Annotated in this window: 22 protein-coding genes and 1 pseudogene; 13 read left to right on the forward strand and 10 right to left on the reverse strand. The window is 69.4% G+C overall.

Features of this window, described 5'->3' with window-relative positions; genetic code table 11:
* Positions 1-105: 105 nt before the first annotated feature.
* Positions 106-1,941 carry a DNA polymerase III subunit gamma/tau gene (locus V5F84_RS05685; protein WP_394042407.1) on the forward strand — a complete coding sequence of 612 codons (1,836 nt, stop codon included), beginning with the start codon at positions 106-108 and terminating at the stop codon, positions 1,939-1,941.
* A gap of 27 nt (positions 1,942-1,968) precedes the next feature.
* Positions 1,969-2,289: a YbaB/EbfC family nucleoid-associated protein gene (locus V5F84_RS05690; protein ID WP_348844088.1), complete on the forward strand. Its 321-nt coding sequence runs from the start codon at positions 1,969-1,971 to the stop codon at positions 2,287-2,289.
* A gap of 122 nt (positions 2,290-2,411) precedes the next feature.
* Here V5F84_RS05690 and V5F84_RS05695 read toward each other — a convergent pair.
* From V5F84_RS05695 to V5F84_RS05705, 3 genes and pseudogenes are all read right to left on the reverse strand, one after another.
* Positions 2,412-2,854 (reverse strand): annotated as a pseudogene (locus tag V5F84_RS05695) (DUF2267 domain-containing protein).
* 25 nt (positions 2,855-2,879) lie between these two features.
* Positions 2,880-3,365, reverse strand: a complete 486-nt coding sequence (locus V5F84_RS05700; protein WP_394042406.1) for a cyclic nucleotide-binding domain-containing protein — start codon at positions 3,363-3,365, stop codon at positions 2,880-2,882.
* Between the two features lie 25 nt (positions 3,366-3,390).
* The gene (locus tag V5F84_RS05705) at positions 3,391-4,077 is read right to left on the reverse strand and encodes a response regulator transcription factor (protein WP_394042405.1); all 687 of its coding nucleotides are present in this window, start codon (positions 4,075-4,077) and stop codon (positions 3,391-3,393) included.
* A 151-nt stretch (positions 4,078-4,228) separates the two neighbouring features.
* Here V5F84_RS05705 and V5F84_RS05710 point away from each other — a divergent pair, with 151 nt between their 5' ends.
* From V5F84_RS05710 to V5F84_RS05740, 7 genes are all read left to right on the forward strand, one after another.
* Positions 4,229-4,729, forward strand: coding sequence for a L,D-transpeptidase family protein (locus V5F84_RS05710; protein WP_394042404.1), 501 nt, complete (start codon positions 4,229-4,231; stop codon positions 4,727-4,729).
* Positions 4,730-4,753: 24 nt separating this feature from the next.
* Positions 4,754-5,380, forward strand: a complete 627-nt coding sequence (locus tag V5F84_RS05715; RefSeq protein ID WP_394042403.1) for a pentapeptide repeat-containing protein — start codon at positions 4,754-4,756, stop codon at positions 5,378-5,380.
* A gap of 274 nt (positions 5,381-5,654) precedes the next feature.
* On the forward strand, positions 5,655-6,452 hold the full coding sequence (locus tag V5F84_RS05720; RefSeq protein WP_394042402.1) for a (Fe-S)-binding protein: 798 nt from the start codon (positions 5,655-5,657) through the stop codon (positions 6,450-6,452).
* Positions 6,449-7,915: a LutB/LldF family L-lactate oxidation iron-sulfur protein gene (locus tag V5F84_RS05725; protein WP_394042401.1), complete on the forward strand. Its 1,467-nt coding sequence runs from the start codon at positions 6,449-6,451 to the stop codon at positions 7,913-7,915. Before V5F84_RS05720 ends, V5F84_RS05725 begins: the two co-directional genes overlap by 4 nt.
* Positions 7,915-8,598 (forward strand): LutC/YkgG family protein, encoded by a 684-nt coding sequence (locus V5F84_RS05730; protein ID WP_394042400.1) that lies wholly within the window; start codon positions 7,915-7,917, stop codon positions 8,596-8,598. The genes V5F84_RS05725 and V5F84_RS05730 overlap by 1 nt, the downstream gene beginning before the upstream one ends.
* Positions 8,599-8,673: 75 nt before the next feature.
* Complete coding sequence (locus V5F84_RS05735) at positions 8,674-10,269, forward strand: hypothetical protein (RefSeq protein ID WP_394042399.1); 1,596 nt, start codon at positions 8,674-8,676, stop codon at positions 10,267-10,269.
* 155 nt (positions 10,270-10,424) lie between these two features.
* Positions 10,425-11,147: a thioesterase domain-containing protein gene (locus V5F84_RS05740; protein WP_394042398.1), complete on the forward strand. Its 723-nt coding sequence runs from the start codon at positions 10,425-10,427 to the stop codon at positions 11,145-11,147.
* A 121-nt stretch (positions 11,148-11,268) separates the two neighbouring features.
* Here V5F84_RS05740 and V5F84_RS05745 read toward each other — a convergent pair whose 3' ends face one another.
* The 3 genes from V5F84_RS05745 to V5F84_RS05755 all read right to left on the reverse strand — a co-directional run bounded on the left by V5F84_RS05745 (position 11,269) and on the right by V5F84_RS05755 (position 13,327).
* Positions 11,269-11,580, reverse strand: coding sequence for a branched-chain amino acid transport AzlD family protein (locus tag V5F84_RS05745; RefSeq protein ID WP_394042397.1), 312 nt, complete (start codon positions 11,578-11,580; stop codon positions 11,269-11,271).
* Complete coding sequence (locus tag V5F84_RS05750) at positions 11,573-12,283, reverse strand: AzlC family ABC transporter permease (RefSeq protein ID WP_394042396.1); 711 nt, start codon at positions 12,281-12,283, stop codon at positions 11,573-11,575. Before V5F84_RS05750 ends, V5F84_RS05745 begins: the two co-directional genes overlap by 8 nt.
* Before the next feature lie 141 nt (positions 12,284-12,424).
* Positions 12,425-13,327: an MBL fold metallo-hydrolase gene (locus V5F84_RS05755; protein WP_394042395.1), complete on the reverse strand. Its 903-nt coding sequence runs from the start codon at positions 13,325-13,327 to the stop codon at positions 12,425-12,427.
* A gap of 183 nt (positions 13,328-13,510) precedes the next feature.
* Here V5F84_RS05755 and V5F84_RS05760 point away from each other — a divergent pair, with 183 nt between their 5' ends.
* Both V5F84_RS05760 and V5F84_RS05765 read left to right on the forward strand, forming a co-directional pair.
* Positions 13,511-14,734, forward strand: a complete 1,224-nt coding sequence (locus V5F84_RS05760; RefSeq protein ID WP_394042394.1) for a penicillin-binding protein activator — start codon at positions 13,511-13,513, stop codon at positions 14,732-14,734.
* 120 nt (positions 14,735-14,854) lie between these two features.
* Positions 14,855-15,484: a hypothetical protein gene (locus V5F84_RS05765; protein WP_394042393.1), complete on the forward strand. Its 630-nt coding sequence runs from the start codon at positions 14,855-14,857 to the stop codon at positions 15,482-15,484.
* A gap of 46 nt (positions 15,485-15,530) precedes the next feature.
* Here V5F84_RS05765 and V5F84_RS05770 read toward each other — a convergent pair whose 3' ends face one another.
* The 4 genes from V5F84_RS05770 to V5F84_RS05785 form a co-directional block, all read right to left on the reverse strand.
* Complete coding sequence (locus V5F84_RS05770) at positions 15,531-16,874, reverse strand: FAD-dependent oxidoreductase (RefSeq protein ID WP_394042392.1); 1,344 nt, start codon at positions 16,872-16,874, stop codon at positions 15,531-15,533.
* On the reverse strand, positions 16,871-18,010 hold the full coding sequence (locus V5F84_RS05775) for an acyl-CoA dehydrogenase family protein (RefSeq protein ID WP_394042391.1): 1,140 nt from the start codon (positions 18,008-18,010) through the stop codon (positions 16,871-16,873). Before V5F84_RS05775 ends, V5F84_RS05770 begins: the two co-directional genes overlap by 4 nt.
* A gap of 120 nt (positions 18,011-18,130) precedes the next feature.
* On the reverse strand, positions 18,131-18,685 hold the full coding sequence (locus V5F84_RS05780; RefSeq protein WP_394042390.1) for an OsmC family protein: 555 nt from the start codon (positions 18,683-18,685) through the stop codon (positions 18,131-18,133).
* 216 nt (positions 18,686-18,901) lie between these two features.
* Positions 18,902-20,467 carry a sigma-54-dependent Fis family transcriptional regulator gene (locus tag V5F84_RS05785; RefSeq protein ID WP_394042451.1) on the reverse strand — a complete coding sequence of 522 codons (1,566 nt, stop codon included), beginning with the start codon at positions 20,465-20,467 and terminating at the stop codon, positions 18,902-18,904.
* Positions 20,468-20,795: 328 nt separating this feature from the next.
* Between V5F84_RS05785 and V5F84_RS05790 the strand changes: the two genes are divergently transcribed.
* Both V5F84_RS05790 and V5F84_RS05795 read left to right on the forward strand, forming a co-directional pair.
* Positions 20,796-23,213 carry an ATP-dependent helicase gene (locus tag V5F84_RS05790; protein WP_445322294.1) on the forward strand — a complete coding sequence of 806 codons (2,418 nt, stop codon included), beginning with the start codon at positions 20,796-20,798 and terminating at the stop codon, positions 23,211-23,213.
* 143 nt (positions 23,214-23,356) lie between these two features.
* Positions 23,357-24,571 carry a GGDEF domain-containing protein gene (locus V5F84_RS05795; protein WP_394042389.1) on the forward strand — a complete coding sequence of 405 codons (1,215 nt, stop codon included), beginning with the start codon at positions 23,357-23,359 and terminating at the stop codon, positions 24,569-24,571.
* Positions 24,572-24,580: the final 9 nt, after the last annotated feature.

The raw sequence follows: 24,580 nt of genomic DNA on the forward strand, positions 1-24,580 counted from the left end.
GACGAGGTTTCGCCCACCAATGTTCGCCGACGCCCCGGCTGGGGGCGAACCGCCCGCGCGCGCCAAAAATCGCTGCGCCGGCCGCCCGGAATGCTATGAAGAGGCATGAGCGCGGATCTTCCTGACGACACCCCCGGCTTCGACCTCGGCGCCCCTTCTGTGGCGGCCGCCGCGACGCCCTATCGCGTGCTGGCGCGCAAATACCGGCCGCAGAATTTCTCGGACCTGATCGGCCAGGAGGCCATGGTCCGCACGCTCTCCAACGCCTTCGCCTCGGGCCGCATCGCCCAGGCCTATATCCTCACCGGCGTGCGGGGCGTGGGCAAGACCACCACCGCCCGCATTCTCGCCCGCGCGCTCAATTACGAGCCCATGGAGGGCGGCGGCGGGCCGAGCCTCGACCTCTCGGTGATGGGCAAGCATTGCCGCGACATCATCGAATCGCGCCATGTGGACGTGATGGAGATGGACGCGGCCTCCAACACCTCCATCAACGACATTCGCGAGATCATCGAGGGCTCGCGCTACCGCCCGGCCATGGCGCGGTACAAGGTCTATATCATCGACGAAGTGCACATGCTCTCCACGGCGGCCTTCAACGGCCTGCTGAAGACGCTGGAGGAGCCGCCGGAGCATGTGAAGTTCATCTTCGCCACCACGGAAATCCGCAAGGTGCCGGTGACCGTGCTGTCGCGCTGCCAGCGCTTCGACCTGCGGCGGGTGGAAGCGGGCGTGCTCGCGGCCCATATCGCCGGCATCTGCGCGAAGGAAAACGTGACGGTGGAGGCGGAGGCGCTTTCCACCATCGCCCGCGCTGCCGAAGGCTCGGTGCGCGATGCGCTGTCCCTGCTGGACCAGGCGATCGCCCATGGCGGCGGCAGCGTGGGCGCGGACGAGGTGCGCCGCCTGCTGGGCCTCGCCGACCGGGCGCGGGTGATCGACCTGTTCGAGGCGCTGATGAAGGGCGATGTGGCCCGTGCCCTCGCCGAGTTCCGCGATCAGTACGACGGCGGCGCGGACGCGGCCGTCATCCTCACCGATCTGGCCGAGTTCACCCATCTCGTCACGCGCCTGAAGATCGTGCCCGAGAGCGCGGAGGACGCCGCGCTGGTGGAAGCCGAGCGCGTGCGCGGCATCGAGATGGGCAAGGCCCTCTCCATGCGGGTTCTGTCGCGCACCTGGCAGATGCTCTCGAAGGGCATCGCCGAGGTGCAGCAGGCGGCCAAGCCCGCCCAGGCGGCCGAAATGGTGCTCGTGCGCCTCGGCTATGCCGCCGATCTGCCGACGCCGGACGAGGCGCTGCGCCGGCTGAAGGACATGCCGGCTGCGGACGGCGCCGCGCCGGCGCTTTCGGGCGGCGGCAATGGCGGCGGCGGGGGCGGTGGTTCGCGCCTCGCGCTCGCCCCGCGCGCCGATTCCATGGCCGAGCCGGCGCCCGCCCGCGCCGCGTCCCAGCCCCAGTCCCAGCCCCAGCCCCAGCCCCAGCGCCAGGAGGGGCCGGTCCTGGCGTCGCTCCAGGATGTGGTGGCCCTGGCGAGCGCGCGGCGCGACCTGCTGCTGAAGCATGCGGTGGAAACCCAGGTGCGCCTGGTGCATCTCGAAGAGGGGCGCATCGAATTCGCCTTGGTGCCGGACGGCAATCCGAACCTGGTGCAGGACCTCTCGCGCAAGCTCACCGAATGGACCGGCCGGCGCTGGCTGGTGTCGCTCACCTCCCGCGCGCCCGGCGCGCCGACCCTGGCGGAGGCCGCCCATGCGGTGCGCCAGGAGCGCGAGGAGGGCATCCGGGCCGATCCGCTGGTCTCGGCCGTACTGTCGCGCTTTCCCGGCGCGCAGATCGTCGACGTGCGCACCCGCGAGGACATCGCCGAGATCGGCCTCGCGCCGGCGGACGAGGATGCTTATATGGGCGCCGGGTTCGACGACGAGAACGAGCCCTGATCCCCGACCCCGGCACGGAGAGACCTGATGCGCGACCTCATGGGCATGATGAAGCAGGCGAAAGAGCTTCAGGAGCGCATGCAGCAGATGCAGCAGGAGATGGAGAGCACCGAGGTGGAGGGTGCCTCCGGCGGCGGCCTCGTCACGGTGCGCATGACCGTGAAGGGCGACACCAAGGCGGTGCGGATCGATCCCAGCCTGCTGAAGGCCGACGAAGGCGAGATCCTGGAGGATCTCCTGGTCGCCGCGCTCGCCGATGCCCGCCACAAGGCGGAACGAATCATGCAGGAGAAGATGAAGTCCATGACCGGCGGGCTCGCCTTGCCGCCCGGCCTCAACCTGTTCTGAACGCAGCCGCCTTCTGAATGCAGCGCCCTGTGGGCGCGGCGTCTCCCGGTGCGGGCCTTCCGCCGGGGGCGGCGAGGGACGGGGGGAAGGCGTGACGGCCGCGGTTCAGGCGCCAGGGCCGCTCATTGCCGGCCGGCGGGTGGCGCGCTCCAGAATGCGGCGGCCTCCGGCGGAAGCCTGTCCAGTACGGCCGTGAAGGCGGCGGGGTCCGTGGCGCGGCGCAGCGCGGCGGCGACATCGGCGATGCAGGTGTCCGGCGCGAAATTATGATGCTGGCGCAGGCCCTGAACCTCGCAGGCCCTGGACTTCGCGGGACAGGCGCGCGCGGTCGCAGAACGGCACGGGCGCAAGCTCCAGGTCCCCGTCGGGCACGAAGATCGCCCGCGGCACCGGCGGCAGCACCTGGGCGAAGCGGATCGCCTGGGACGGGGAGAGGCGCGCACGGAAGGTCCGCAGCCCCCCTTCCATCCTGGTCTAGGTCTGGTTTCGGGTGGTGAGGCCGGACGTGTTCCCGCGCATCGGCGAGAAACCGCTCGAAATCCGCGCTGGCGTGCTGGATGGCCATCGGGATGGGCAGGCGGGCCCGCCCGTCAGCGCCGCCGCACCGGGGGGCGGAACGGTGGCTCCAGCTTCTCCCGGCGCAAGGTGTCGAGCGCGCCCAGCGTCGCCTCCAGCCGGCCGGCGAACACCGCGCGCAGATGCACGGCAGCTTCCGGGAAGCCCTCCAGCACCCGCAGGAAGGTGGCGCGGGGAATGCGCAGCAGCGTGGAAGCTTCCAGCGCCCGCGCCGTGGCCGGGCGCGGCAGGGCGATGACCAGGGCGCTCTCGCCCACCAGGGCGCCCACCAGCACCTCGCACAGCACGCGGGGGCGCGCCGCCTTCTCCTCCACCATCTCCAGCCGCCCGGAGGTCAGCACATAGCCGGCGTCCGCCAGATCCCCCTGGCGGAACAGGATGTCGCCGGCGGCGAGGCGCAGCTGGTCGGCGCTGATGGCGAGCGTGCGCAGGGCGTCCGGCGTGAGCATGTCGAAGGTGGGGACGTCCTGAAGCAGGGCGACGTCCTGTTCGAGGCTCACGGGCGGTCCCCTGCGTCGATCATGCTCAGGGCACCAGCTTGTAGCCGCCGGCCTGCGTCGCCAGCAGCGTGGGGGCGGAGGGATCGGGCTCGATCTTCTGCCGCAGGCGATAGATGTGGGTTTCCAGCGTGTGGGTGGTGACGCCGGAATTATAGCCCCACACTTCCTGCAACAGGGTCTCGCGCGCGACCGGCGCTTTTCCCGCGCGGTAGAGATAGCGCAGGATCGCGGTTTCCTTCTCCGTCAGGCGGATCTTGGAGCCGCGGTCGGTCACCAGCATCTTCGCGCCGGGGCGGAAGCTGTAGGGGCCGATGGCGAACACCGCGTCCTCGCTCGCCTCGTGGCTGCGCATCTGGGCGCGCAGGCGGGCCAGCAGCACCGCGAAGCGGAACGGCTTGGCGATATAGTCGTTGGCGCCGGCTTCCAGCCCGAGAATGGTGTCGCTGTCCGTATCGTGCCCGGTGAGCATGATGACGGGCGCCTTGAACCCATTCTTGCGCATCTGCCGCACGGCGTCGCGCCCGTCCATGTCGGGCAGGCCCACGTCCATGATGACGAGATCGACCGCGCCGTTCCGGGCCGCCTCGATGGCGCCCTGGGCGGTTTCCGCCGGCACGGGTTCGAACTCGTCCTGAAGCGCGAGCTGCTCGATCAGGGCTTCGCGCAGCTCCGGGTCGTCCTCGACCACCAGGATTTTCCACGCATTGGCCATTCAAAACCTCCGTTACCCTTGCGGGAACGCGAATCGCGCAAGTACATCATGCTGCGGCGATCCTGCAAATTTGCCCGCGAAAGAATGTTGAAAACTGGTATCCGAGTGAGGTGTATCCGTGCAAGTTCCTGTGGGGATCGGGAAAATCACCGTGCGTCACCTGCCCGGCGCCCCGCATCGGGGCATCCTGCATGCGGCCGGGCGGGCGATTCCCGTGGCCCTGGGACGCGGGGGAATCGGCTTTAACAAGCGCGAGGGCGACGGGCGGACCCCGGCGGGCCGCTGGCGCATCGAACGCGTGCTGTACCGCCCGGACCGCGGCCCGCGCCCGCTCACCCGCCTGCCCGCCAAGCCCATCGCCGCAACCGACGGCTGGTGTGACGATCCGCAGGACCGCCGCTACAATCGCCCCGTGCACCTCCCGATTCCCGTCTCGCACGAACGCATGGCGCGCGCGGATGCGCTCTATGACCTTGTGCTGGTGCTGGACCACAATACACGTCCGCGTGTGAAGGGGCGGGGATCGGCGGTTTTCATCCATGCGGCGCGCCCCGGCTTCACGCCGACCGAGGGCTGCGTCGCGCTTGCGCCGGGCGATCTGCGCCGGCTGGTCGCGCGGCTGAGGCCGGGGGCGCGGCTGATCGTGCGCTGAGGAACAGGCGGGAGAGACGCTCGCATGCTTGAGGAAATCCCGGCGCCCGAGGGCGCCGCCGACCGCGCGGCGATCGAGGCGGTGTTGCGCGCCCATGGCGCGCCGGTGCGCTTCGCCGGCTGGATCCTCGCCGGCGCGGACCTGCGCGGGCTCGACCTTGGCGGGTGCGAATTCGTCCGCTGCCGGGGCGGGCGCGCCGATTTCTCCGCCGCCGACCTTACCGAGGCGCGCTTTGCCGGCTGCGATCTCAACAATGCCGTGTGCCGGGGCACCACCTTGTCGGCCACGCTGTTCGCCGATTGCAAGATGACCGGGGTGCAGATCCACGGCGCGCGCACGCTGGGCCTCGCGTTCGAGCGCTGCCTTCTGGTGAGCGCGGCGCTGCACGGCCTCTCGTTCCGCCGCTCGCGGCTCGACCAGCTGGATTTCGCGGGCGCGGACCTCGCCGAGGCGGATTTTCGCGAGGCCATCTTCCAGGGCTGCAGTCTGCGCGACGCAAACCTGACCGACGCCCGCTTCGAGGGGGCGGACCTGCGCGGCGCCGATCTCGGCGCCCTGCGTCTCGGCGACGCGACGCGCTTCAAGGGCGCGATCATCTCCCGCCAGCAGGCGGCGGCGCTGCTGAGCGGGCTCGGGCTGAAGGTCGCCTGACGCGCCCGCGCTCCGCCCGCCGGTGCGGCCGGGCCCGGGCGAAACGCGCGGCGCTCGCGCCGGCCGCGGCGCAGGGTGTGGAGGCGCCGTTTGCCGCGCCCCGGTTGTGCTGCTTTCGTTTGAAGACATTCCAGTGTTATGACAAAGCGGCGCGAGCGGTTTCGCCGCGGCGGTCGAAGCAAGTATCGGTCCCCATCCTTGGTCCCTCATGCGTGACGTCCGTGCCCGCCGTTCGCGGATGCGGGGCACGCCACCTGGAATGATCTCAGGGCAAATGACTGCATCTTCTCAGAAGCGCCCCGTCTCGGTCGGGCTGTTCGCCACCTGCCTCGTGGATACGATCCGCCCGTCCGTGGGGTTTGCCGCCGCGCATCTGATCGAACAGGCCGGCTGCGAGGTCAGCGTGCCGCGCCAGACCTGCTGCGGCCAGCCGGCGTTCAATTCCGGCGACCGCGCCACCACCCGCGCCCTGGCCGAGCAGATGATCGCCGCGTTCGAGACCTTCGATTATGTGGTCGTGCCCTCCGGCTCGTGCGCCGGCATGATCAAGACCCATTATCCCGAGCTGTTCGTCGGCGAGCCGGACTGGATGCCGCGCATCGCGCGCTTCTGCGACAAGGTCTACGAGCTGGTCTCGTTCCTGGTGGACGTGCGCGGCATGACCCGCGTCGCCGCCGCCTATGACGGCACCGTCACCTATCACGACAGCTGCTCGGGCCTGCGGGAGCTGGGCGTCCAGGCCCAGCCGCGCACGCTTCTCGCCTCCGTGGAGGGGCTGGAACTGGCCGAAATGGCCGACAGCGATGTGTGCTGCGGCTTTGGCGGCACTTTCTGCGTGAAATATCCTGACGTTTCCAATGCGATCGTGGAGAAGAAGGCCGCCAACATCATCGCCAGCCATGCCGACACCCTGCTGGCGGGGGATCTCGGGTGCCTCATGAACATGGCCGGCAAGCTCCAGCGCATGGGCCGCGACATCAAGGTGCGCCACGTGGCGGAAGTGCTGGCGGGGCAGGGCGGCGATCCCGCCATCGGCGAGCCCGCCACAGCCAAGCAAGGGGCGGGAGCATGAGCGTCCAGATCACCTCGCCCCAGTTCAAGGCCAATGCCCGCGCGGCGCTCGCCGACGCGCCCTTGCAGCAGGCGCTGGCCAAGGTGGGGCCGAGCTTCATCGGCCGGCGGTCCGCCGCCGCCGCCAAGCTGCCGGAGTTCGAGGCGCTGCGCGACAGCGCGCGCGACATCAAGAACCACACGCTGGCCCATCTCGATCTCTATCTGGAGCGCTACGAGCAGCAGGTGATCGCCGCCGGCGGGCAGGTGCATTTCGCGGTGGATGCCGCCGAGGCGCGGGACATCGTGACCCGCATCTGCCGCGATGCCGGCGCGCGGACGGTCACCAAGGGCAAGAGCATGATCTCCGAGGAGATCGGCCTCAACGACCATCTGGAGGCCGCCGGCATCCTGCCGGTGGAAACGGATCTCGGCGAATATCTGATCCAGATCCGCGGCGAGGCGCCCTCCCACATCATCGCCCCGGCGATTCACCTCAACAAGGATCAGATCGAGGCCGACTTCCGCCGGGTCCACACCGAGCTGCCGCCCGAGCGCAACCTCTCCGAGCCCACCTCGCTGCTGGCCGAGGCGCGCACCGCGCTGCGGGCGAAGTTCCTGGCGGCGGACGTGGGCATCACCGGCGCCAATTTCCTGGTGGCGGAGACCGGCACCTCGATCATCGTCACCAACGAGGGCAATGGCGATCTCACCCAGACCCTGCCGAAGACCCACATCGTGCTCGCCTCGCTGGAAAAGCTGGTGCCGACCCTGGAGGACGTGAGCCAGCTGCTGCGGGTGCTCGCGCGCTCGGCAACCGGGCAGGAGATGAGCGTCTACACCACCTTCTCCACCGGCCCGCGCCGCCCCGGCGACCTGGACGGGCCGCAGGCCTATCACGTGGTGATTCTCGACAACGGCCGCTCGGGCATGCTGGCGGGGCAGTTTCGCGAGATGCTGCGCTGCATCCGCTGCGGCGCCTGCATGAATCATTGCCCGGTCTACCAGACCGTCGGCGGCCATGCCTACGGCTGGGTCTATCCCGGCCCCATGGGCGCGGTGCTCACCCCCTCGCTGGTGGGCATCGAGAAGGGCGCCAATCTGCCCAATGCCTCCACCTTCTGCGGGCGCTGCGAGCAGGTGTGCCCGGTGCGCATTCCCCTGCCGAAGCTGATGCGCAACTGGCGCGAGAAGGAGTTCGAGCGCCACCTGACGCCGGCGCCGCAGCGCTATGGGCTGGCGTTCTGGGCCTTCTTCGCCCGGCGCGGCTGGCTGTATCGGCCCGCGACGCGGCTCGCCATGTGGGGGCTCTCGCTGCTCGGCAAGGCCAAGGGGCGGTTTGCCGCGCTGCCGCTCGCCGGCGGCTGGACCAAATATCGCGATTTCCCCACCCCCCAGGGGGATACGTTCCAGGCGCAATGGCAGGCGCGCCGGGAGGCCCAAACCCAGGCCCAGGCGCAGGCCCAGCGCGGAGGCGGCCGCTGATGACATCCTCGCGCGACACCGTCTTCGCCTCCGTGCGGCGCGCCCTCGGCGCCACCGGCCAGGAAGCGCCCCGCCGGCTGGAAGTGGCCGATCGCATCGCCGGCCATCCGCGCGGCGTGATCCCCGCCCGCGCCGACCTGCCCCCGGCGCAGATGATCGAGCTGTTCAAGCAGATGGTCCGGGCCGCCGACGGGACGCTCGACCATCTGGCGAGCGCCGCCGACGTTCCGGTGGCGGTGGCAAGCTATCTGCGCGACCGCAACCTGCCGCCGACCATCCTGCGCGGCGGCGATCCGCGGCTCGCGAACCTGCCCTGGGGCACCGCGCCCAATCTCGACGTCTGGATCGGCCCCTCCGACGGGCGCCAGCTCGCCGGCCTCTCCCACGCCTTCGCCGGGATCGCCGAATCGGGCACGGTGGTGATGCTGTCCGGGCCGGACAATCCAAGCACGCTGAACCTGCTGCCGGACCATCACCTGGTGGTGGTCGATGCCGGCGACGTGGCGGGCGATTACGAGAGCGTGTGGACGCGCATCCGCGCCGCCTACGGAGCCGGCGTCATGCCGCGCACGGTCAATTGGATCACCGGCCCCTCGCGCTCGGCGGACATCGAGCAGACCTTGCTGCTGGGCGCCCACGGGCCGCGCAGCCTGCACGTGCTGCTGGTGGGCGCGGCGCTTTGACATTGCCATCCGCGCGGGTGCAAATCTGGCGCGTCGGGATGATGGCGAAGGCACGACGCGGGAAGAGTGCGACCAATGCAAGGGCTTGACGCAACGGACGATTACCCCGAAGGCCCGCGCTGGTGGCTGGCGCTGGCCGCCTGCGTGCTCGTCATCATGGGCGCCAAGCTGACGCTGATCCTGTTCCAGGGGTCGGCGGTGCCGTTCTGGGACCAGTGGGACGCGGAAGGCGGGCGGCTCTACCGGCCCTATCTCCAGGGCTTCGTGCCCCTGTCCACCTTCATCGAACCCCATAACGAGCACCGCATCCTGATCTCGCGGCTGCTGGTGCTGGGCGAGCTGGAATTCGCCGGGCGCTGGGACCCGATTCTGCAAATGTGCATCAACGCGATGCTGCACACCGCCTGCGTGGTGACGCTGATGGTGCTGCTGCGCCGCATGGTCAGCGCCACCGCCGCCATCGCGCTGGCGGCCTTCGTGACGATGCTGGTCGCAATCCCGTTCGGCTGGGAGAACGTGCTGGCGGGCTTTCAATCCCAATTCTCGACCGTCCTCCTGTTCTCGATCGTGAGCCTCGCGCTGCTGGCCGTCGCCCCCGCCTTCGATGCCCGCTGGGGGATCGGATTCGTGCTGGCGGTGCTGGGATATTTCTCGCTCAGCGCGGGCGGCGGCACGCTGCTGATCGCCGGCGTCATCGCGGCGGCCCAGGTTGTGATCGGCCGGCGCCGGGGCCGGCGCGAGTGGGCCGGCATCGCGGCCCTCGTGGCCTCGGGCGCGCTGCTGCTCGCCCTGGTGCCGCAGCCGCCCTATCACGCATCGCTCAAGGCACAATCGATCGGGCAGTATTTCCAGGCGCTTAAGAGCATCGCCAGCTGGCCTCTGCCGCCGATGTCGCTGGCGCCCTTCCTGATTTACGCGCCCCTGGCCTGGCTGACGGTGCGCGTGCTGCGGGAGCGCCGCCCGCTGAGCGATCCGGCGTGGCTGTGCATCGGCATCGGCGGCTGGGTGGGCCTGCAGGAAATCCTGCTGGCCTACGGCCGCGCACCGGACACGCGCGCCTCGCGCTATCTCGACATGATCGTGGTCCTGATCGTGGTCAATTTCATCGCCATGGCCGCCTTGCTGAAAGACGCTGCGATCACCCGCGGGCAGCGGTCTGCCGGCTTCGTCCTGGCCGCCGTCTGGCTGGTGATCATCACCTCGGGCGTCGGTTACAGCGCCATGAACGGAGTGGCACGGGACGTGATCTATCGCGGCCAGACCGGCAAGATGCAGGTGGAGAACGTGCGCCAGTATCTCGCCACGGGCGACATGGCCTATCTCAAGGACAAGCCGCTGCTCCAGGTGCCTTATCCCAACGCCGAGCGGCTCGCGGGCTTCCTCAACATGCCGGAGATCCGCGGCATCCTCCCGCCGGAACTGCTGGACGACCCGGCGGCGCGCGCGGCCATGCAGGCGCGGCTGGCATCCGGCGGCCTGTTCGCGCCGCTGGCCTGGAAGCTGCGCACCTGGCTGCCCGCCGCCGGGCCCTATATCGGATTTGCCGGCGTCGCCCTCTTTTTCCTCGCCGGCCTGGTCAGCGGTTTTCTCGCAACGAGGTCGCAACGGGCCGCGAGGGCCGCCGCGGACACGGACGAAACGGCGCCCGCCGCCGCGCCGAACCCAGCGTAAGGTGGTGCCCGCCGCCCGCCACACTGATGCAATCGCGCAACGCCACCGGGGAAACCGCTTCGATCGTGACGAAATTGTGCAACCCGGCGGCGTCTGCTCCGTTGCTCGAGTCGGGAATGTTGGGCAGAACACGAGAGAAAATTGACGGTGACCCCATGACGTCTCGCCCGCGGTTTGTCCTGTCTCTCCTCGCCGCGTTCTGCGTGCTGATTTCCACCGCCCTCGTGCCGGCCCATGCCCAGAGCGAAAACGTGCGCGTCTATCTGATGCGCGGGCTCGCCAACGTCTTCTCCTACGGCATGGACGATCTGGCCGGAAAGCTCCAGGCCAAGGGCATTTCGGCGGGGGTGTACGAATATGGCCAGTGGCCCCAGCTCGCCGAGGATGCGGTGGCCTGGTCGAAAGCCCATCACAGGGGGCCGGTGGTGGTGATCGGCCATTCGCTCGGCGCCGATGCCGCGATCGAGATGGCGGAGCGCATGACCGCGCTCGGCGTGCCGCCGCGCCTCGTGGTCACCTTCGATCCGGTGGGCGTGACGGCGGTGGCCAACACCGGCGGGCGGTTCGTGAATTATTTCCAGACCAACAACGGCTTCGGCAAGAGCCTGGCGATCGGCGCCGGCTTCAAGGGCTCGCTCGCCAACCGCAACCTGGACAATGCCGCGACGCTGGACCATTTCAACATCGAGAAGTCGCCGACCCTGCATGCCGAGGTGATCAAGATGATCCAGGCGCTGGCGGTGCGGCCCAAGCCCAAGCCCGTCGCGCCGCCGAACCAGCCGGCGCCGAGCGTCGCGCCTTCGCCCTCGCTGGCCGCTCCGGCGACCTCGGACCGGGCCGAATCGGCCGTGGCGACCGCGCCCCAGCAGACGCACTGACGCCCGGCGCGTCGCGGCCGGGCCTGAATTTGCGCCGCGCGGCGTGGCACTCCCGTCGCGGCCGGCGCATTCACCGCGCCCTTGCCCGGGAATTTCGCCACGCCGGCAGTTTGGGGCGCGGCTAGACGCCGAAATGGCGCAGAGCCGCTCCGACCAGTACGGCGGCGAGCACCGCGAAGAAATCGCTGCGGGTCAGCCTGGTGACCACGAAGGCGACGGCGAGGCCGGCCACCATGGCCGCGTCGCCATGCACCGCCGCCGGGGCGACGATGGCCACCAGCACCGCGCCCGGCAGCGAATCGAGGACCTTGCGCACGCGCGGCGTCACCGGCACCAGCCGCATCAGGAAGAAGCCGGCGGTGCGGTTGAACATGGTGGCTCCCGCCATCACGCAGATGGCGAGCACGGTGCCGGGGTCGAGCGCGCTACTCATCGGCAAAGCCGCCCGCGACCGCGCCGGCCACCGCGCCGATGACGATGAACCACCAGCCGGGCACCAGATAGGAGGCGGCCACCGAGACGAGGGCCGCCACCCCCCAGCTCACCGCCTCGCGCCGCCCCTTCCAGTTCGGCACCAGCATGGCGATGAAGAAGGCGGGGACCACGAGGTCGATGGCGAATGCCTTGGGATCGGGAATGCCGCCGCCGATCACCTGGCCCGCCACCGTCGAGAGCAGCCACACCACCCAGGTGATCAGCCCCGAACCGACGAAATAGCCCGCGTCATTGCCGCCGTGGGCGTGATAGCGCATGGCGGCGGCCCAATTGTTGTCCGCCAGGAACAGCAGCGAGCCATAGGCCTGCCAGCCGGGCAGCTGGCCCAGCCACGGGCGCATGGAAGCCGCCATGAGGAAATGGCGCATGTTCACCGTGAAGGTGAGCATCGCCAGCGCCAGCAGGCTCGCCGGGGTCCAGCTGTGGGTCCAGCCCTCCAGCGCCACCATCTGGGCAAGGCCGGCGAAGACGAGGCCGCTGGAAAGCGCGGTCTCGGCGGCGGAAAATCCCTTCTGCGCCGCCGCCGCGCCGAACGCGGCGCCGAACACCGCGATGCCCGGCATGAGCGGCCACATGGCATGGATGCCCATGCGCACGCCGGCTGAAGTGATGCGGACCGGGGAGGGGCGGGGCTCAGTCATGAATCGCGGCGGCGTGGGGCATGAAACTCTTATGCCGAACGCCAGGGAACGCACCAACCCGATTTCGGCATGCACGCTGCGGCAGCTATGCGTGGACTTTGCGGGCCGCCGGCGGCCCGCGCCGGGGGCGACCGGCAGGTCTTAGGCCGACAAGTCTTGGGCCGGCAGCGGCGCGCCGTGCTTCACCCGCACCGGAATGGTGAGATAATGCACGCCATTGGCCGAGGCGGGCGGGAAGCGGCCGGCGCGCATGTTCACCTGGATCGAGGGCAGCAGCAGCACCGGGGCGGCAAGCGTTGCGTCGCGCGCGGTGCGCAGGGCCACGAAGGCGTCCTCGCTCACCCCGCCGCCGACATGCACATTGTGCGCGCGCTGGTCGGCGACGGTGGTTTCCCACGCATAGGCCGCGCGGCCGGGCGCCTTGTAATCGTGGCACATGAAGAGGCGGGTTTGCGGCGGCAGCGCCAGCAGGCGATGGATCGAGCGATAGAGCTGGCGCGCATCGCCGCCGGGGAAATCGGCCCGCGCGGTGCCGTAGTCGGGCATGAACAGCGTGTCGCCCACGAACACCGCATCGTCGATCCTGTAGGACACATCCGCCGGCGTGTGGCCGGGCGTGTAAAGCACCTCGACGTCGAGCGTGCCGATGGCGAAATGCTCGCCCTCCGCGAACAGATGATCGAAATCGCTGCCGTCGGCGGCAAGATCAGTGGCATTGAACACCGGGCGGAAGATGCGCTGCACCTGGACGATCTGCGCCCCGATGCCGATGCGCGCGCCGGTGCGCGCCTTGATGAAGGGCGAGCCGGAGAGATGGTCCGCATGGACATGGGTTTCCAGCGTCCAGACGATCCGGTAGCCCTGCCGCGCCGCCGCTTCCAGAACCGCCTCCACCGAGCGCGTGTCCACGGTTCCGGACCTGTGGTCATAGTCGAGGACGGGATCGATGACCGCAGCCTCGCCCGTGGCGGGATCGGCGAGGAGATAGGTCACGGTGTGGGTCGGCTCGTCGAAAAACGCCTGGATGAGGGGTGGGTTCGGCATTGCGTCCGTCCTTTCGCGGCGGCGGCCGCCGGTTCTTTAACGATTTCAGGTGTGGACTCATCGCGGGCGCGGCGCGGCGCCCCGGGTCGGCGGAATCTTTGGCGGGTCGCGCCCTCGCCAAATTGCCGGCATAAGGGTAATTCTGAAATTCGCGCCAACACCCGGCGCCCGCAGGAGAAACGAGTGACGCACCGCGCGCCTTCCCCGCCCCCTGTGCCCTCCGCCGTTCCCGAGGCGACGCGCCGGGAGGCTCTGATCCGGGGGCTGCGTCTCGGCGGCGGGCTCGCGTCCGCGGCGGCGCTGGCGGCGTGCGCGGGCGACATGGGCGGCAAGGCGGTGGATCTCGGCCCGCAGCCGGGCCCCGCCAATGTGCCGCCGCCGGTCGCGAACGGCCCGGCGGTGGCGCTCATCCTGCCGCTCGGCGCGCAGGGCAATGCCGGCCTCGTCGGCCAGTCCATGCGCAATGCGGCCGAACTTGCCATCGCCGAGGGCGGGGCGCCGGTGTTCCAATTGATCGTGAAGGACGACGCCGGCAACAGCCAGGGGGCGCGCGCGGCGGCGGAAGCGGCGGTCAATGAAGGCGCGCGCATCATCCTCGGCCCCCTGTTCGCCCATTCGGTGGGCGCGGTCTCCCAGGTGGCGCGGGCGCGCGGCGTCCCGGTGATCGCCTTTTCCACCGATACCAATGTCGCCGCCCCCGGCGTCTATCTGCTGAGCTTCCTGCCGCAGAGCGATGTGGACCGGATCGTGCGCTATTCCGTGTCCCAGGGCCGGCGCTCGTTCCTGGCCATGATTCCCGAGAATGCCTATGGCTCGGTGACCGAAGGGGCGCTCCAGCAGGCGGCGGCCGACACCGGCGGGCGCGTCATGAGCATCGAGCGCTACACGCCGGCCAAGCTCGCGGATGCGGCGCGCCGCATCGCCGCCGTGGCGCCCCAGGCGGACGCGGTATTCATTCCCGACGCCGCCGACCAGGTGGCGAACGTGGTGCAGCAGCTTGCCGCCGCCGGGGTCGATTTGAAGAAGGTGCGCCCGCTCGGCACTGGCCTGTGGGACAATGCCGCCCTGATTGCCGATCCGCGCATGGACGGCGGCCAGTTCGCGGCGCCGGACAGTTCCGGCTGGCGCAATTTTTCCCAGCGCTACCGCCAGAGGTTCGGCAACGACCCGGTGCGCACGGCCACCCTGTCCTATGATGCGGTCTCGCTGGTGTCGGCGATCCTGCGCACCCAGGGGCCGGAAGGCCTCAGCGCGGCGACGCTCACCAATCCCTCGGGCTTCAACGGCGTGGACGGGCCGTTCCGCTTCCGCGCCGACGGCACCAACGAGCGCAGCCTCGCGGTGATGGAGATCCGGGGCGGCGCGGCCCAGGTGGTGAGCCCGCCGCCCCGCACCTTCGGAAGCTGAGGCGGGCCATCGCGCGCCGACGTCTCCCCACGGCACGGTTTTCTCGCCGCCATTTTGCGCTATAGCTGCGCGCGCGTCCGCTGGGCGCGGCCAACGGGCACTAGGAAGGACGAACGGGCCATGAAAGTGATTGCACCTTTGGCGGGCCTTATTCTCGCCGTTTCGGGTTTCGCGGCTCTGGCCCAGACGCCGGCGCCCGCACCGGCGGCGCCCGCAGCCACCGCCCCCGCGCCCGCAGCGGCCGGCGACAAGGGACCCGGCACGACCCAGGCCGGCACGCCGCGCCGGCCGGAGGTGCAGATCTCCCGTCCCATCGAGATGGTGCTGACCCAGCAGGCGGTGGGCATGACCTACGACGGCAAGTCGCTGGTGCTCACCGGCGTCGCGCCGCTCACCACCTTCGCGGTGGACCGTCCCGAGCGCATCGGCGGCACCATGAGCACCGAGCAGTTCGCAAAGCTGTGGAACGTCACCGCCGACATCTTCAAGAACGACCCGCCCAACGCCGCGCTGACCATCTATGGCGCGACCCCGACGCAGGTGGTGGTGGAACTCTCCCATGTGACGCAGTCCGGCTCCACGCTCACCTTCGAGGTCGGCCTGCTGGACGGCGATCTGCCCGCCACCGGCGGCCCGGTGACCCTGGTGATGGCGCCGACGGTCTATCGTCCGCTCGATCATGCCGGCCCGTTCCTGAAGTGCTGGTGGAGCCCCTACTGGGTGCAGCGCGTGTGCCGCGCCGCCTGGTGAGCCGGCGCGATCCGGAGTGAAACGGCGCCTTCGGGCGCCGTTTTCGTCAGGCGGCGAGGCGCGCGCGCAGGGCGCCGTCGTGCCATTGCTCCATTTCCAGATGCGCGCCGTCGTCGCTGATCACCCGCCACGCGCCGTTGGGATGCGGCAGGCCGTGGAGGGCCACCGGCAAGGCGCGGCTTTTCAGCCGGATCACCGGGGCGGCATGGGCATAGCCCGCATGGGGCAGGCCCAGGAGATCGTGCGCGATCGCCTCGGCCTGTTTGGCGATCGGCTCGATGAAGCGGCAGGGGGCGCCGGCGATGCTGATGCAATCCCCAAGCGCCGAAATGCCCTCGACGCTGGTGCGCAGGCTGACCGGATCCACGGCGATGCCGTGCTGGAACGCGAGCCCGGCCGAGCGCGCGAGCCGGCTCGCCGTGGCAAGCCCGGTGGCGGCCACCAGAATGTCGGCGCCGAGCACCACGCGTTCGCCGGCGGCGTTCTTCGTAAAGAGGATGGCGCTGCCGTGATTGCCCCGCTCGGCGCGCTCCACCGTAATGCCGCCGAGAAACCGCACGCCGAGGCTCTCCAGCCGCAGGCGCAGCCGTTCCGCCGCCAGCTGAGGCAGCAGCCCGGCGAGCGGCGCGTCCTCCTTGTCCAGCAGCGTCACCTTGTGCCCGGCGCGGGAGAAATCCTCCGCGAGTTCGCAGCCCACAAGGCCCGCGCCGACGATGAGGATCGCGCGCGGCGCGCCGTCGAGATGGGCCGCAAGGCCGCGCCAGGCATCGAGATCGTTCACCCGCCAGCACAGGTCCGCCGGCAGGGCGGGCGGCAGCGCGGGCCGCGCGCCCTGGGCGAGCACGAGATGGTCATAGGGCAGGGGCCCGGCCGTGGTGCGCAGCCGCCTGCGGACCGGGTCGATGCCGATGGCGAAGGCCCCGGCGCGCAGATGCACGCCAAGCCGGGCCGCCATATGGGCGCCGCTCTCCTTGCGCAGCTTCTCAACGGTCAGTCCGCGCTGGAGCGCGATGGAGAGTTCGGGCTTGTGGTAGACATCGCCGGCGCAGGACGTGACCAGGGTGATGGGTACGTGGGAATCCAGGCCGCGCAAGGCTTCCGCTACCGCGCGGCCGGCAATGCCGGCGCCGACGATGACCACGCCGGGCGTGCGGGATCGATGCACCACGGGGGCCGCAGGCGCCGTGGCGGGCGCGGCATGCACATAGGGCTCGAAATCGGATTTGCGCACGCCGCAGATCGGGCATTCCCATTCCTCGGGAATGTCTTCGAACCGGGTGCCGGGGGCGATGCCGCTGTCGGGGTCGCCGTCCTTCTCGTCATAGATCATGCCGCAAGCGCGGCAGATATATTGGCGCCAGACGATCTCGGAAGTGTCGGTCGCGCTCATGCGGGCATCTCCTCGCGGGAGAGGCGGGCCATTTCCCAGCGCAGATGCTTGATGGCGGGCGTCACGATGGCGATGAAATGCGCCTCCCGGATGCGCCGCTGGGGCGCCGAGGACATCAGATAGCCGCGCGCGCCCTGGTGCAGCAGCGCCGATTGCGTGGCGCGCAGGGCGAGTTCCGCGCCCTGGGCGCGCGTGTCCAGCACATCGAGGAAATAGTCCGGGTCCTGCTCGAAGGGGGTTTGCGCCAGCAGCAGGGCACGGGCGGTGAGTTCGTCCAGCTCGGCCTGGATCTCGTCCGGCCGGTCGGTGAGGTGGCGGTTCACATGGCCGAGCGCCGGCTCCACCTCGCGCATGGAATCGACGGCGCCCTGAATCACGCCCACCGCCATGCCGGCCTGCAACAGGATGAACGCCCCGCGAATGCGCTTGATGAAGGGCCGCGCGGGATCGGCCACCAGATCCTGCTCGGCGACGAAATAATCGTCGAGCCGGATGCCGAAGGTGGAGGTGCCCTCCATGCCGGAGAATTGCGGGCATGGGCGCAGCTCCACCGGCGGGTCGCAGCGCAGGATGAACATGATCTCATGGGAGGCCGTGCCGTCGTCCCGCTGCACCCGCGCGATGGCGCCGCAATACTGGCCGGGCGCGATATGGCTGACCCACGGCAAGGTGCCGCTGACCAGATAGCCGCCCGCGGTCTTGCGGGCCCGCAGCAGCATGGGCTCGATTTCGGCGAGCGCCTTCATGGGGTTGGACAGGGCCGTGCCGCCGAAGGTGCGCCCCGCCGCATGGTCCTCCAGCCTCCGCCCCGTGAGCGCGGGATTGCCGGACTGTTCCATATAGAGCCCGCACACATCGTGCGCCCACATGAGGAAGCCGGTGGCCCCGCACGCCCGGCTGGCCGTGCCCATGGCGGCGATCGCCGTGCCGAACCCGCCGCCGTTGCGCGCCAGATGCGCGCCGAGGGCGCCCGCCGCGCCGAACTCGGCCAGGATCTCCAGCGGATAATGGCCGTGGTCGATGCGGTTCGCCGCCGCCCGCAGCGGACCGTCGGCGATCGAGGTGGCGCGGGACAGGATGTCATCCCCATCGCCCGCTGTTGGCCCGGCAGGGGCAATCGACTGGGCAAGCGTCATCGTGGCCTCCGGCGCAGGGGCGGTTTCGGTCGGATTGTGGGGGAGGGGGAGGAGGGTCGGACGAAGAAGAAAGGTCGGCGCGAGGCGGGCCAGGGCAGGAGCCTCGCGCCGACCCCCCCTTCAGTCAGCGAGGCCGATGCTGAAGGGGATCGGATTGCGCATGGTGTTGGCGACGGGCGAGAAATAATTCGCGCGCTTGACGATTTCGTCCAGTTCTTCGCGGCTTGCGTCGCCCTCGATGGTGACGGTCACGCGGATTTCCTGGAACCCCATCTGGGAGGGGTCGCGATCCGCGCCGCCGGCACCCCAGGCGGCGGTGTTGCCGATGTCGCCTTCCACCCGCAGCTCCAGCTTGGAGAGCCTGACCTGCTTCCAGGTGGCGACGGCGGTGATGCCGACCGCGAGGCAGCCGCCGAGGGCGGACAGGACGATTTCGCCGGGGGCCGGGGCGGTGTTCTCGCCGAACAGGTGCAGCGGCTCGTCCACCACCACCGGCTTGTGGTCGCCCACATAGTTCAGGGTGCGATACTGCCCCTCGACCACGGTGTGCACCACATTGGTGCCGCGCCGGTCGGGGTTCTCGCGGCCCTTCGCGGCGAAGCCCAGCAGGCCCTCGCGATCGATGGGACGCAGATAGGTCGTCACGGTCTTCACGGCATTGGTCGTGTCGGTCACTGAGAGCTTCCTTTTGAAGTGGGGTCTTGAGGCCCGTGCCGCGAACGGCTTTCGCTAAAGGATAACAGCAAGCCCTGTGCCACTTTCCTGCGCACAGGAAAAATGGGTCAGAACACCACGTGCCGCAACAGATTTTATGGGAAAATGGTGCTCTATAACCACTTATTTCAAAGGGTTTAGCGATTTACATTGTCGACAATGTTGACATTGTAAATGTTACTTTGCGTCGTACACGCCCTCTTCGCGCTCCCCTTCCGCCTTCTCCCAGCGATAGGCGAACTGGCGCGCCGTGAGGCCGAGGCTCTGGGCGGCACGCGATTTGTTGCCGCCGCTCTGCGCCAGCGCCCGGCGCAGGTCCTCGGCGGAATGCGATCCGGCCCGCAGATAGGGCCGGTAGGCCGGCGCGGCGCGTCCCGGGGCGGGACCGCGCAGGGCCGCTTCCTCCTGGGCCGTCTGGCTGGAGACATGCGCCATCGCCGAGAGGAACGGCGCGAGGTCTCCGGCATCGAGGGCGGGCTTGTCGGCCAGCAGCACCAGGCGCTCGATGAAATTGGACAATTGCCGGATATTGCCCGGCCAGGGGTGCTCGCGCAGCCGCGCCATGGCTGCGGCGGTCAGATTGACGTTGCGCTGGTTCGCCTCGTTGAAGCGGCTGACGAAATGCATCGCCAGGGCGGGGATGTCGTCGCGCCGCTCGGCCAGCGTCGGCAGGCGGATCGGAATCACGTTGATGCGGTAATAGAGATCCTCGCGGAACCGGCCGGCGGCCACCTCGCGCTCCAGGTTGCGATTGGTGGCCGCCACGAGGCGGACGTCCACCTTGATCTCCTTCTTGCCGCCGAGCCGCGTGACGGTGCCTTCCTGCAAGGTGCGCAGCAATTTGGTCTGCATGGCGAGCGGCAATTCGCCGATCTCGTCCAGCAGGATGGTGCCGCTGCCCGCCTGCTCGAACCAGCCGGCGCGCGCCTCGCTCGCCCCGGTGAAGGCGCCGCGCTCGTAGCCGAACAGCTCGGATTCGAACAGGCTTTCGGGAATGGCGGCGCAATTCACCTTGATGAACGGCCGGTCGCGGCGCGGGCTCGCCAGGTGCAATGCGCGGGCGAACACCTCCTTGCCGGTTCCGGATTCTCCGAGCAGCAGCACGTTGGCATTGGCGGAGGCGACCAGCTCCAGCTCCGCCAGCGCCTTCAGCAGGGCCGGCGCGGTGCCGATGATGCCATAGCGCGCGCTGTGGGTTTCGAGCGCGCGGGCGAGCATCTGGTTGTGCTCCTCCAGCGCCCGGGTCTTGCGGTCGAGGATCTCGTTCAGCTCCAGCACCTGGCCGGCGAGCGTGGAGCAGATGCGCAGGATCGTGATGTCGTCGGAAAACGGCCGGCTGCGATTGCGGATGCGGTGGCAGCCGAGCACGCCCACCGTGCGCCGCTCCATGCGGATGGGGATCACCAGGAACGCCACCGGCTCCTGGGGCAAGGTGGCGCGATCCACCGCGCGGAACAGGAAGTCCGGCTCCTGGTCGATGTCCTGCACGATGATCAATTGCTCATGCGCGAGCGCCCGCCCGGTGATGCCCTCGCCGGGCTGGTAGAGGCCGCGCGCCTTCTCCCGCGCGGTGAGGCCATAGGAATATTGGATCTTGTAAAGCCCGGTCTCTGCGTCGCGCAGCACGATCCGGCCGCGATTGAGCCCGAGCATCTCGGACAGCAGATGGAGCATCTCGTGCAGGATGTTCTCCACCTGGAGCCCCTTGCCGATCAGCCCGATGATCTGCTGGATCAGCAGCATTTCCTGCGCCCGCCAATAGGCGGGGGGCTCGTCCTCGTGCACCGCTGCGGGTGCGGGGGCGCCCGCCTGGGCGGGGCCGCTGGCCATGCCCGGCAGCGCGCGCGCCCTCGGCTTTCCGCCCGTGTTCCTGCCGTCGTTCATAGCCCTTCGCCTCGCGCGCAAGCCCTCATCCTATCAGGGCGCAGGCGGGGATTTCCACGGAAACGGGCGCCACCCCTCGCAATCGAGGGCTTGCAATGCCATTTTGTTCTCATGAGAGAATCAGAAGGCGCCGCACGGGCGGTGCCGCGAGAGCGAGCGCGTGTCCATTCCAGTCGAGCATAAGGGCCTGCGTCCCGCAGGCGAAGGCGTCGAGGCGCCGGCGTTGCGACCCGGCGGCATCGCCGCGCGCGCCCGGGCCGGCGGCGGCGCGCCGGCACCGGCGCCCAATTATCTCAACGGCCTCAATCCCGAGCAGCGCGCCGCGGTGGAAACCCTCGACGGGCCGCTGCTGGTGCTGGCCGGCGCGGGCACCGGCAAGACCCGCGTGCTCACCACCCGCATCGCCCATATCCTCAATCTCGGCCGCGCCTTCCCCTCCCAGATCCTCGCCGTGACCTTCACCAACAAGGCCGCCCGCGAGATGAAGGAGCGCATCCACACCATGGTGGGGGATGCGGTGGAAGGCATGCCGTGGCTCGGCACCTTCCATTCCATTGGCGTGCGCATCCTGCGCCGCCATGCCGAGCTGGTGGGGCTGAAGAACGGCTTCACCATCCTCGACACCGACGACCAGATCCGCCTGTTGAAGCAATTGCTGGCGGCGGAGAATATCGACGACAAGCGCTGGCCGGCGCGGCTTCTGGCCTCGACCATCGACGGATGGAAGAATCGCGGCCTCTCGCCGGCGAACGTGCCGCCGGGCGAAGGCTCGGCGTTCGCCAACGGCAAGGGTCAGATGCTCTATGCCGCCTATCAGGCGCGGCTGAAGGCGCTGAACGCGGTGGATTTCGGCGATCTGCTGCTGGAAGGCATCCGCCTGTTCCGCGAGCATCCCGACGTGCTGGCGGATTATCACCGCCGCTTCAAATATATCCTGGTGGACGAATATCAGGACACCAACGTCGCCCAGTATCTGTGGCTGCGCCTGCTGGCGCAGGGCTCCAGGAACGTGTGCTGCGTCGGCGACGACGACCAGTCCATCTATGGCTGGCGCGGCGCGGAGGTGGACAACATCCTGCGCTTCGAGAGCGATTTTCCCGGCGCAACCGTGATCCGCCTGGAACGCAATTACCGCTCCACCGGCCATATCCTGGCGGCGGCCTCCCATGTCATCGCCTTCAACCAGGGGCGCCTCGGCAAGACCTTGTTCTCAGAAGGCGAGATGGGGGAGAAGGTCTCCGTCACCGGCTCGTGGGACAGCGGCGAGGAAGCCCGCGCCATCGGCGACGAGATCGAGACCCTGCACCGCGCCGGCCATCCGCTCTCGCAGATCGCCATATTGGTGCGCGCCTCGTTCCAGATGCGCGAGTTCGAGGACCGGTTCGTCACCTTGGGCACCCCTTATCGTGTCATTGGGGGCCCGCGCTTCTATGAGCGCGCGGAGATCCGCGACGCGCTGGCCTATCTGCGCTGTGTGCTCTCCCCCGCCGACGACCTCGCCTTCGAGCGCATCGTGAACGTGCCCAAGCGCGGCATCGGCGATGCCACCTTGAAGCAGATCCACGATGTCGCCCGCGCCGCCGGCGTGCCGCTGCAGGAAGCGACGCGCGCGCTCACCGAAAGCGAAGAATTGAAGCCCAAGGTGCGCGCCACCTTGCGCGGCCTGCTGGAGGCGTTCGAGCGCTGGCGCCGGCAATCCGGCGAGATGCCGCATACGGAACTCGCCGAAATCGTCCTCGACGAGAGCGGCTATACCGAGATGTGGCAGAAGGACCGCTCCGCCGAGGCGGCCGGGCGGCTGGAAAACCTCAAGGAGCTGGTGCGCTCCATGGAGGGGTTCGAGAATCTGTCCGGCTTCCTGGAGCACATCTCTTTGGTCATGGACGCCGACAAGGGCGCCGGCGAGGATGCGGTTCAGATCATGACCCTGCATTCGGCCAAGGGGCTGGAGTTCGATACGGTCTATCTGCCCGGCTGGGAAGAAGGATTGTTCCCCCACCAGCGCGCCCTCGACGAGCAGGGCAAGGCGGGCCTGGAGGAGGAGCGGCGCCTCGCTTACGTGGGCATCACCCGCGCACGGCTTTCGGCGCGGATCTATTTCGCCTCCAACCGGCGCATCCACGGCATGTGGAATTCCACCGTGCCGAGCCGCTTCCTGGACGAACTGCCCGACGCCCATGTGGAGGTGCAGGAATCCAAGGGCGGCTTCGGCTGGGGCGGCTCCAGCTATGGCGGCGGCTCCTATGGGGAAAGCCGGTTCGACCGCGCGGCCAAGGTGGAGCCCTTCTCCTCCACCTATTCCACGCCCGGCTGGCAGCGGGCGCAGAACGCCCGCGCGGCGGGGAATTCCGGGTCCGGCGGCGGCTTTTCCGAGCGCGGCAGCGGCGCGTTCGGCGCGGGGCGGGGCGGGCGCGGGGCGGTGATCGAGGGCACCTTGCTGGCGTCGTCCACCGGGGCGCCCTCCAGCTTCAAGCGCGGCGAGCGGGTGTTCCACATCAAGTTCGGCTACGGCGAGATTTCCGGTATCGACGGCAACAAGCTCACCGTCCAGTTCGACAAGGCGGGCGAGAAGCGGGTGCTGGAGAGCTTCGTCGAGAAGGTGTGAGCGCGGCACTTCGGGTGCGCGGGACGATGAATGCGCGGAAAAAGCGCGCAAGCGGCTTCACAGCCTCCCCTGCGGCGGTATGGTGAGGCTCGATCGCGTCTTGATGCCGGCGCCCCCACCGGCCCGCCCTCACCAGCCGAGCCATGCCGATTACCAATATTGTCCTGCTGCTGGTGGAAATGGCTGTCTATGGCAGCCTGATGCTGGGCCTGTTCCGCGCCCGCTTCCTGATCGGCATCGGCCCGTTTTTCTGTGCCCTCGGGGCGATTCACGTGTTCGCCGTCTATCTGGCGATGTGCGTGTTCCTCGTGCTGCCGTTCGGCCTCTCGGCCTCTCCGGGATCGGTGGTGTTCTACGCCGGCACGCTGAGCCTGCTGCTGATGACGCATATGGTCGAGGGGCAGGACGTGGCGCGCCAGCCCGTGCTCGGGCTGCTGCTCGGCACCGTGGCGGTGGTGATCGCGGTCGCCTTTCTCGCGCTGGAGCAGGGGCGCGCCGGCCCCGCGCGCGCGACCGACCTCGCCGTGCTCAACCAGATGGGCATGCTCATGCTGTGGAGCACGCTGCTGCTGTTCCTGGAAAGCCTGGTCATGTTCCGCTTGTACGACCGGCTGCTGGAGGCGCTGGGGCGGCGCAGCTTCGCCGCGTCCTGGCTGACCCTGGCGCTGGTCAACACCTTCGACCAGGTCTTCTTCTTCGGCGCGATCTATCTGGTGCAGGATGTTCCGCTCTCCGCCGGCGTCGGCGGCTGGATCGGCAAGCTTGTCGCCTCGGGCTTCTATTCGGCGCTGATCTGGCATTATCGCCGCCGCCTGGACGGGCCGGGGCAGGTGCCGGCGCTTCGGCGCACCGGCGCGGCCCAGGCGCGGCTTCGGCACGATCTCGCCACAGGGGCCTTCCATCGCGGCCGGCTGGAGACGCTGCTGGCCGACCTGCTGAGCATCACCCGCGCCACCGGCCGGCCGGTGAGCGTGATGCTGGTGGCGGTGGAGGGCCTGGCGGCGCGGCGCGAGCGGCAGGCCGGGCAAGGGGTCGACCGCGACCTGCGCCGCGTCGCCGATACGCTTGCCGAGGGCCTGCGCAGCGGGGATTATGTGGTGCGGCACGACGGCGACGCCTTCGTCGTCCTCGCCCCCGGCCTGCCGCACATGGCGGCGGCCCAGGTTGCGGCGGCGCTGCGCCAGCGCGTGGCCGCCCTCCAGATGCCGCCGGGCCTGGAGATTTCGCTGACGATCGGCTTCGCCACGGCGCCCATGGACGGGGAAAGTGTTGCCAAGCTCTTGTCGGTGGTCGATGAGCGGGTCTATGCCGCACGGCAACTGGGTCGCGATCGCGTCATTGGCGCGTACGGGGCCTGAACCCAAAGC

It is taken from the genome of Roseixanthobacter liquoris (assembly GCF_043195135.2).
Taxonomy (GTDB): domain Bacteria; phylum Pseudomonadota; class Alphaproteobacteria; order Rhizobiales; family Xanthobacteraceae; genus NCEH01.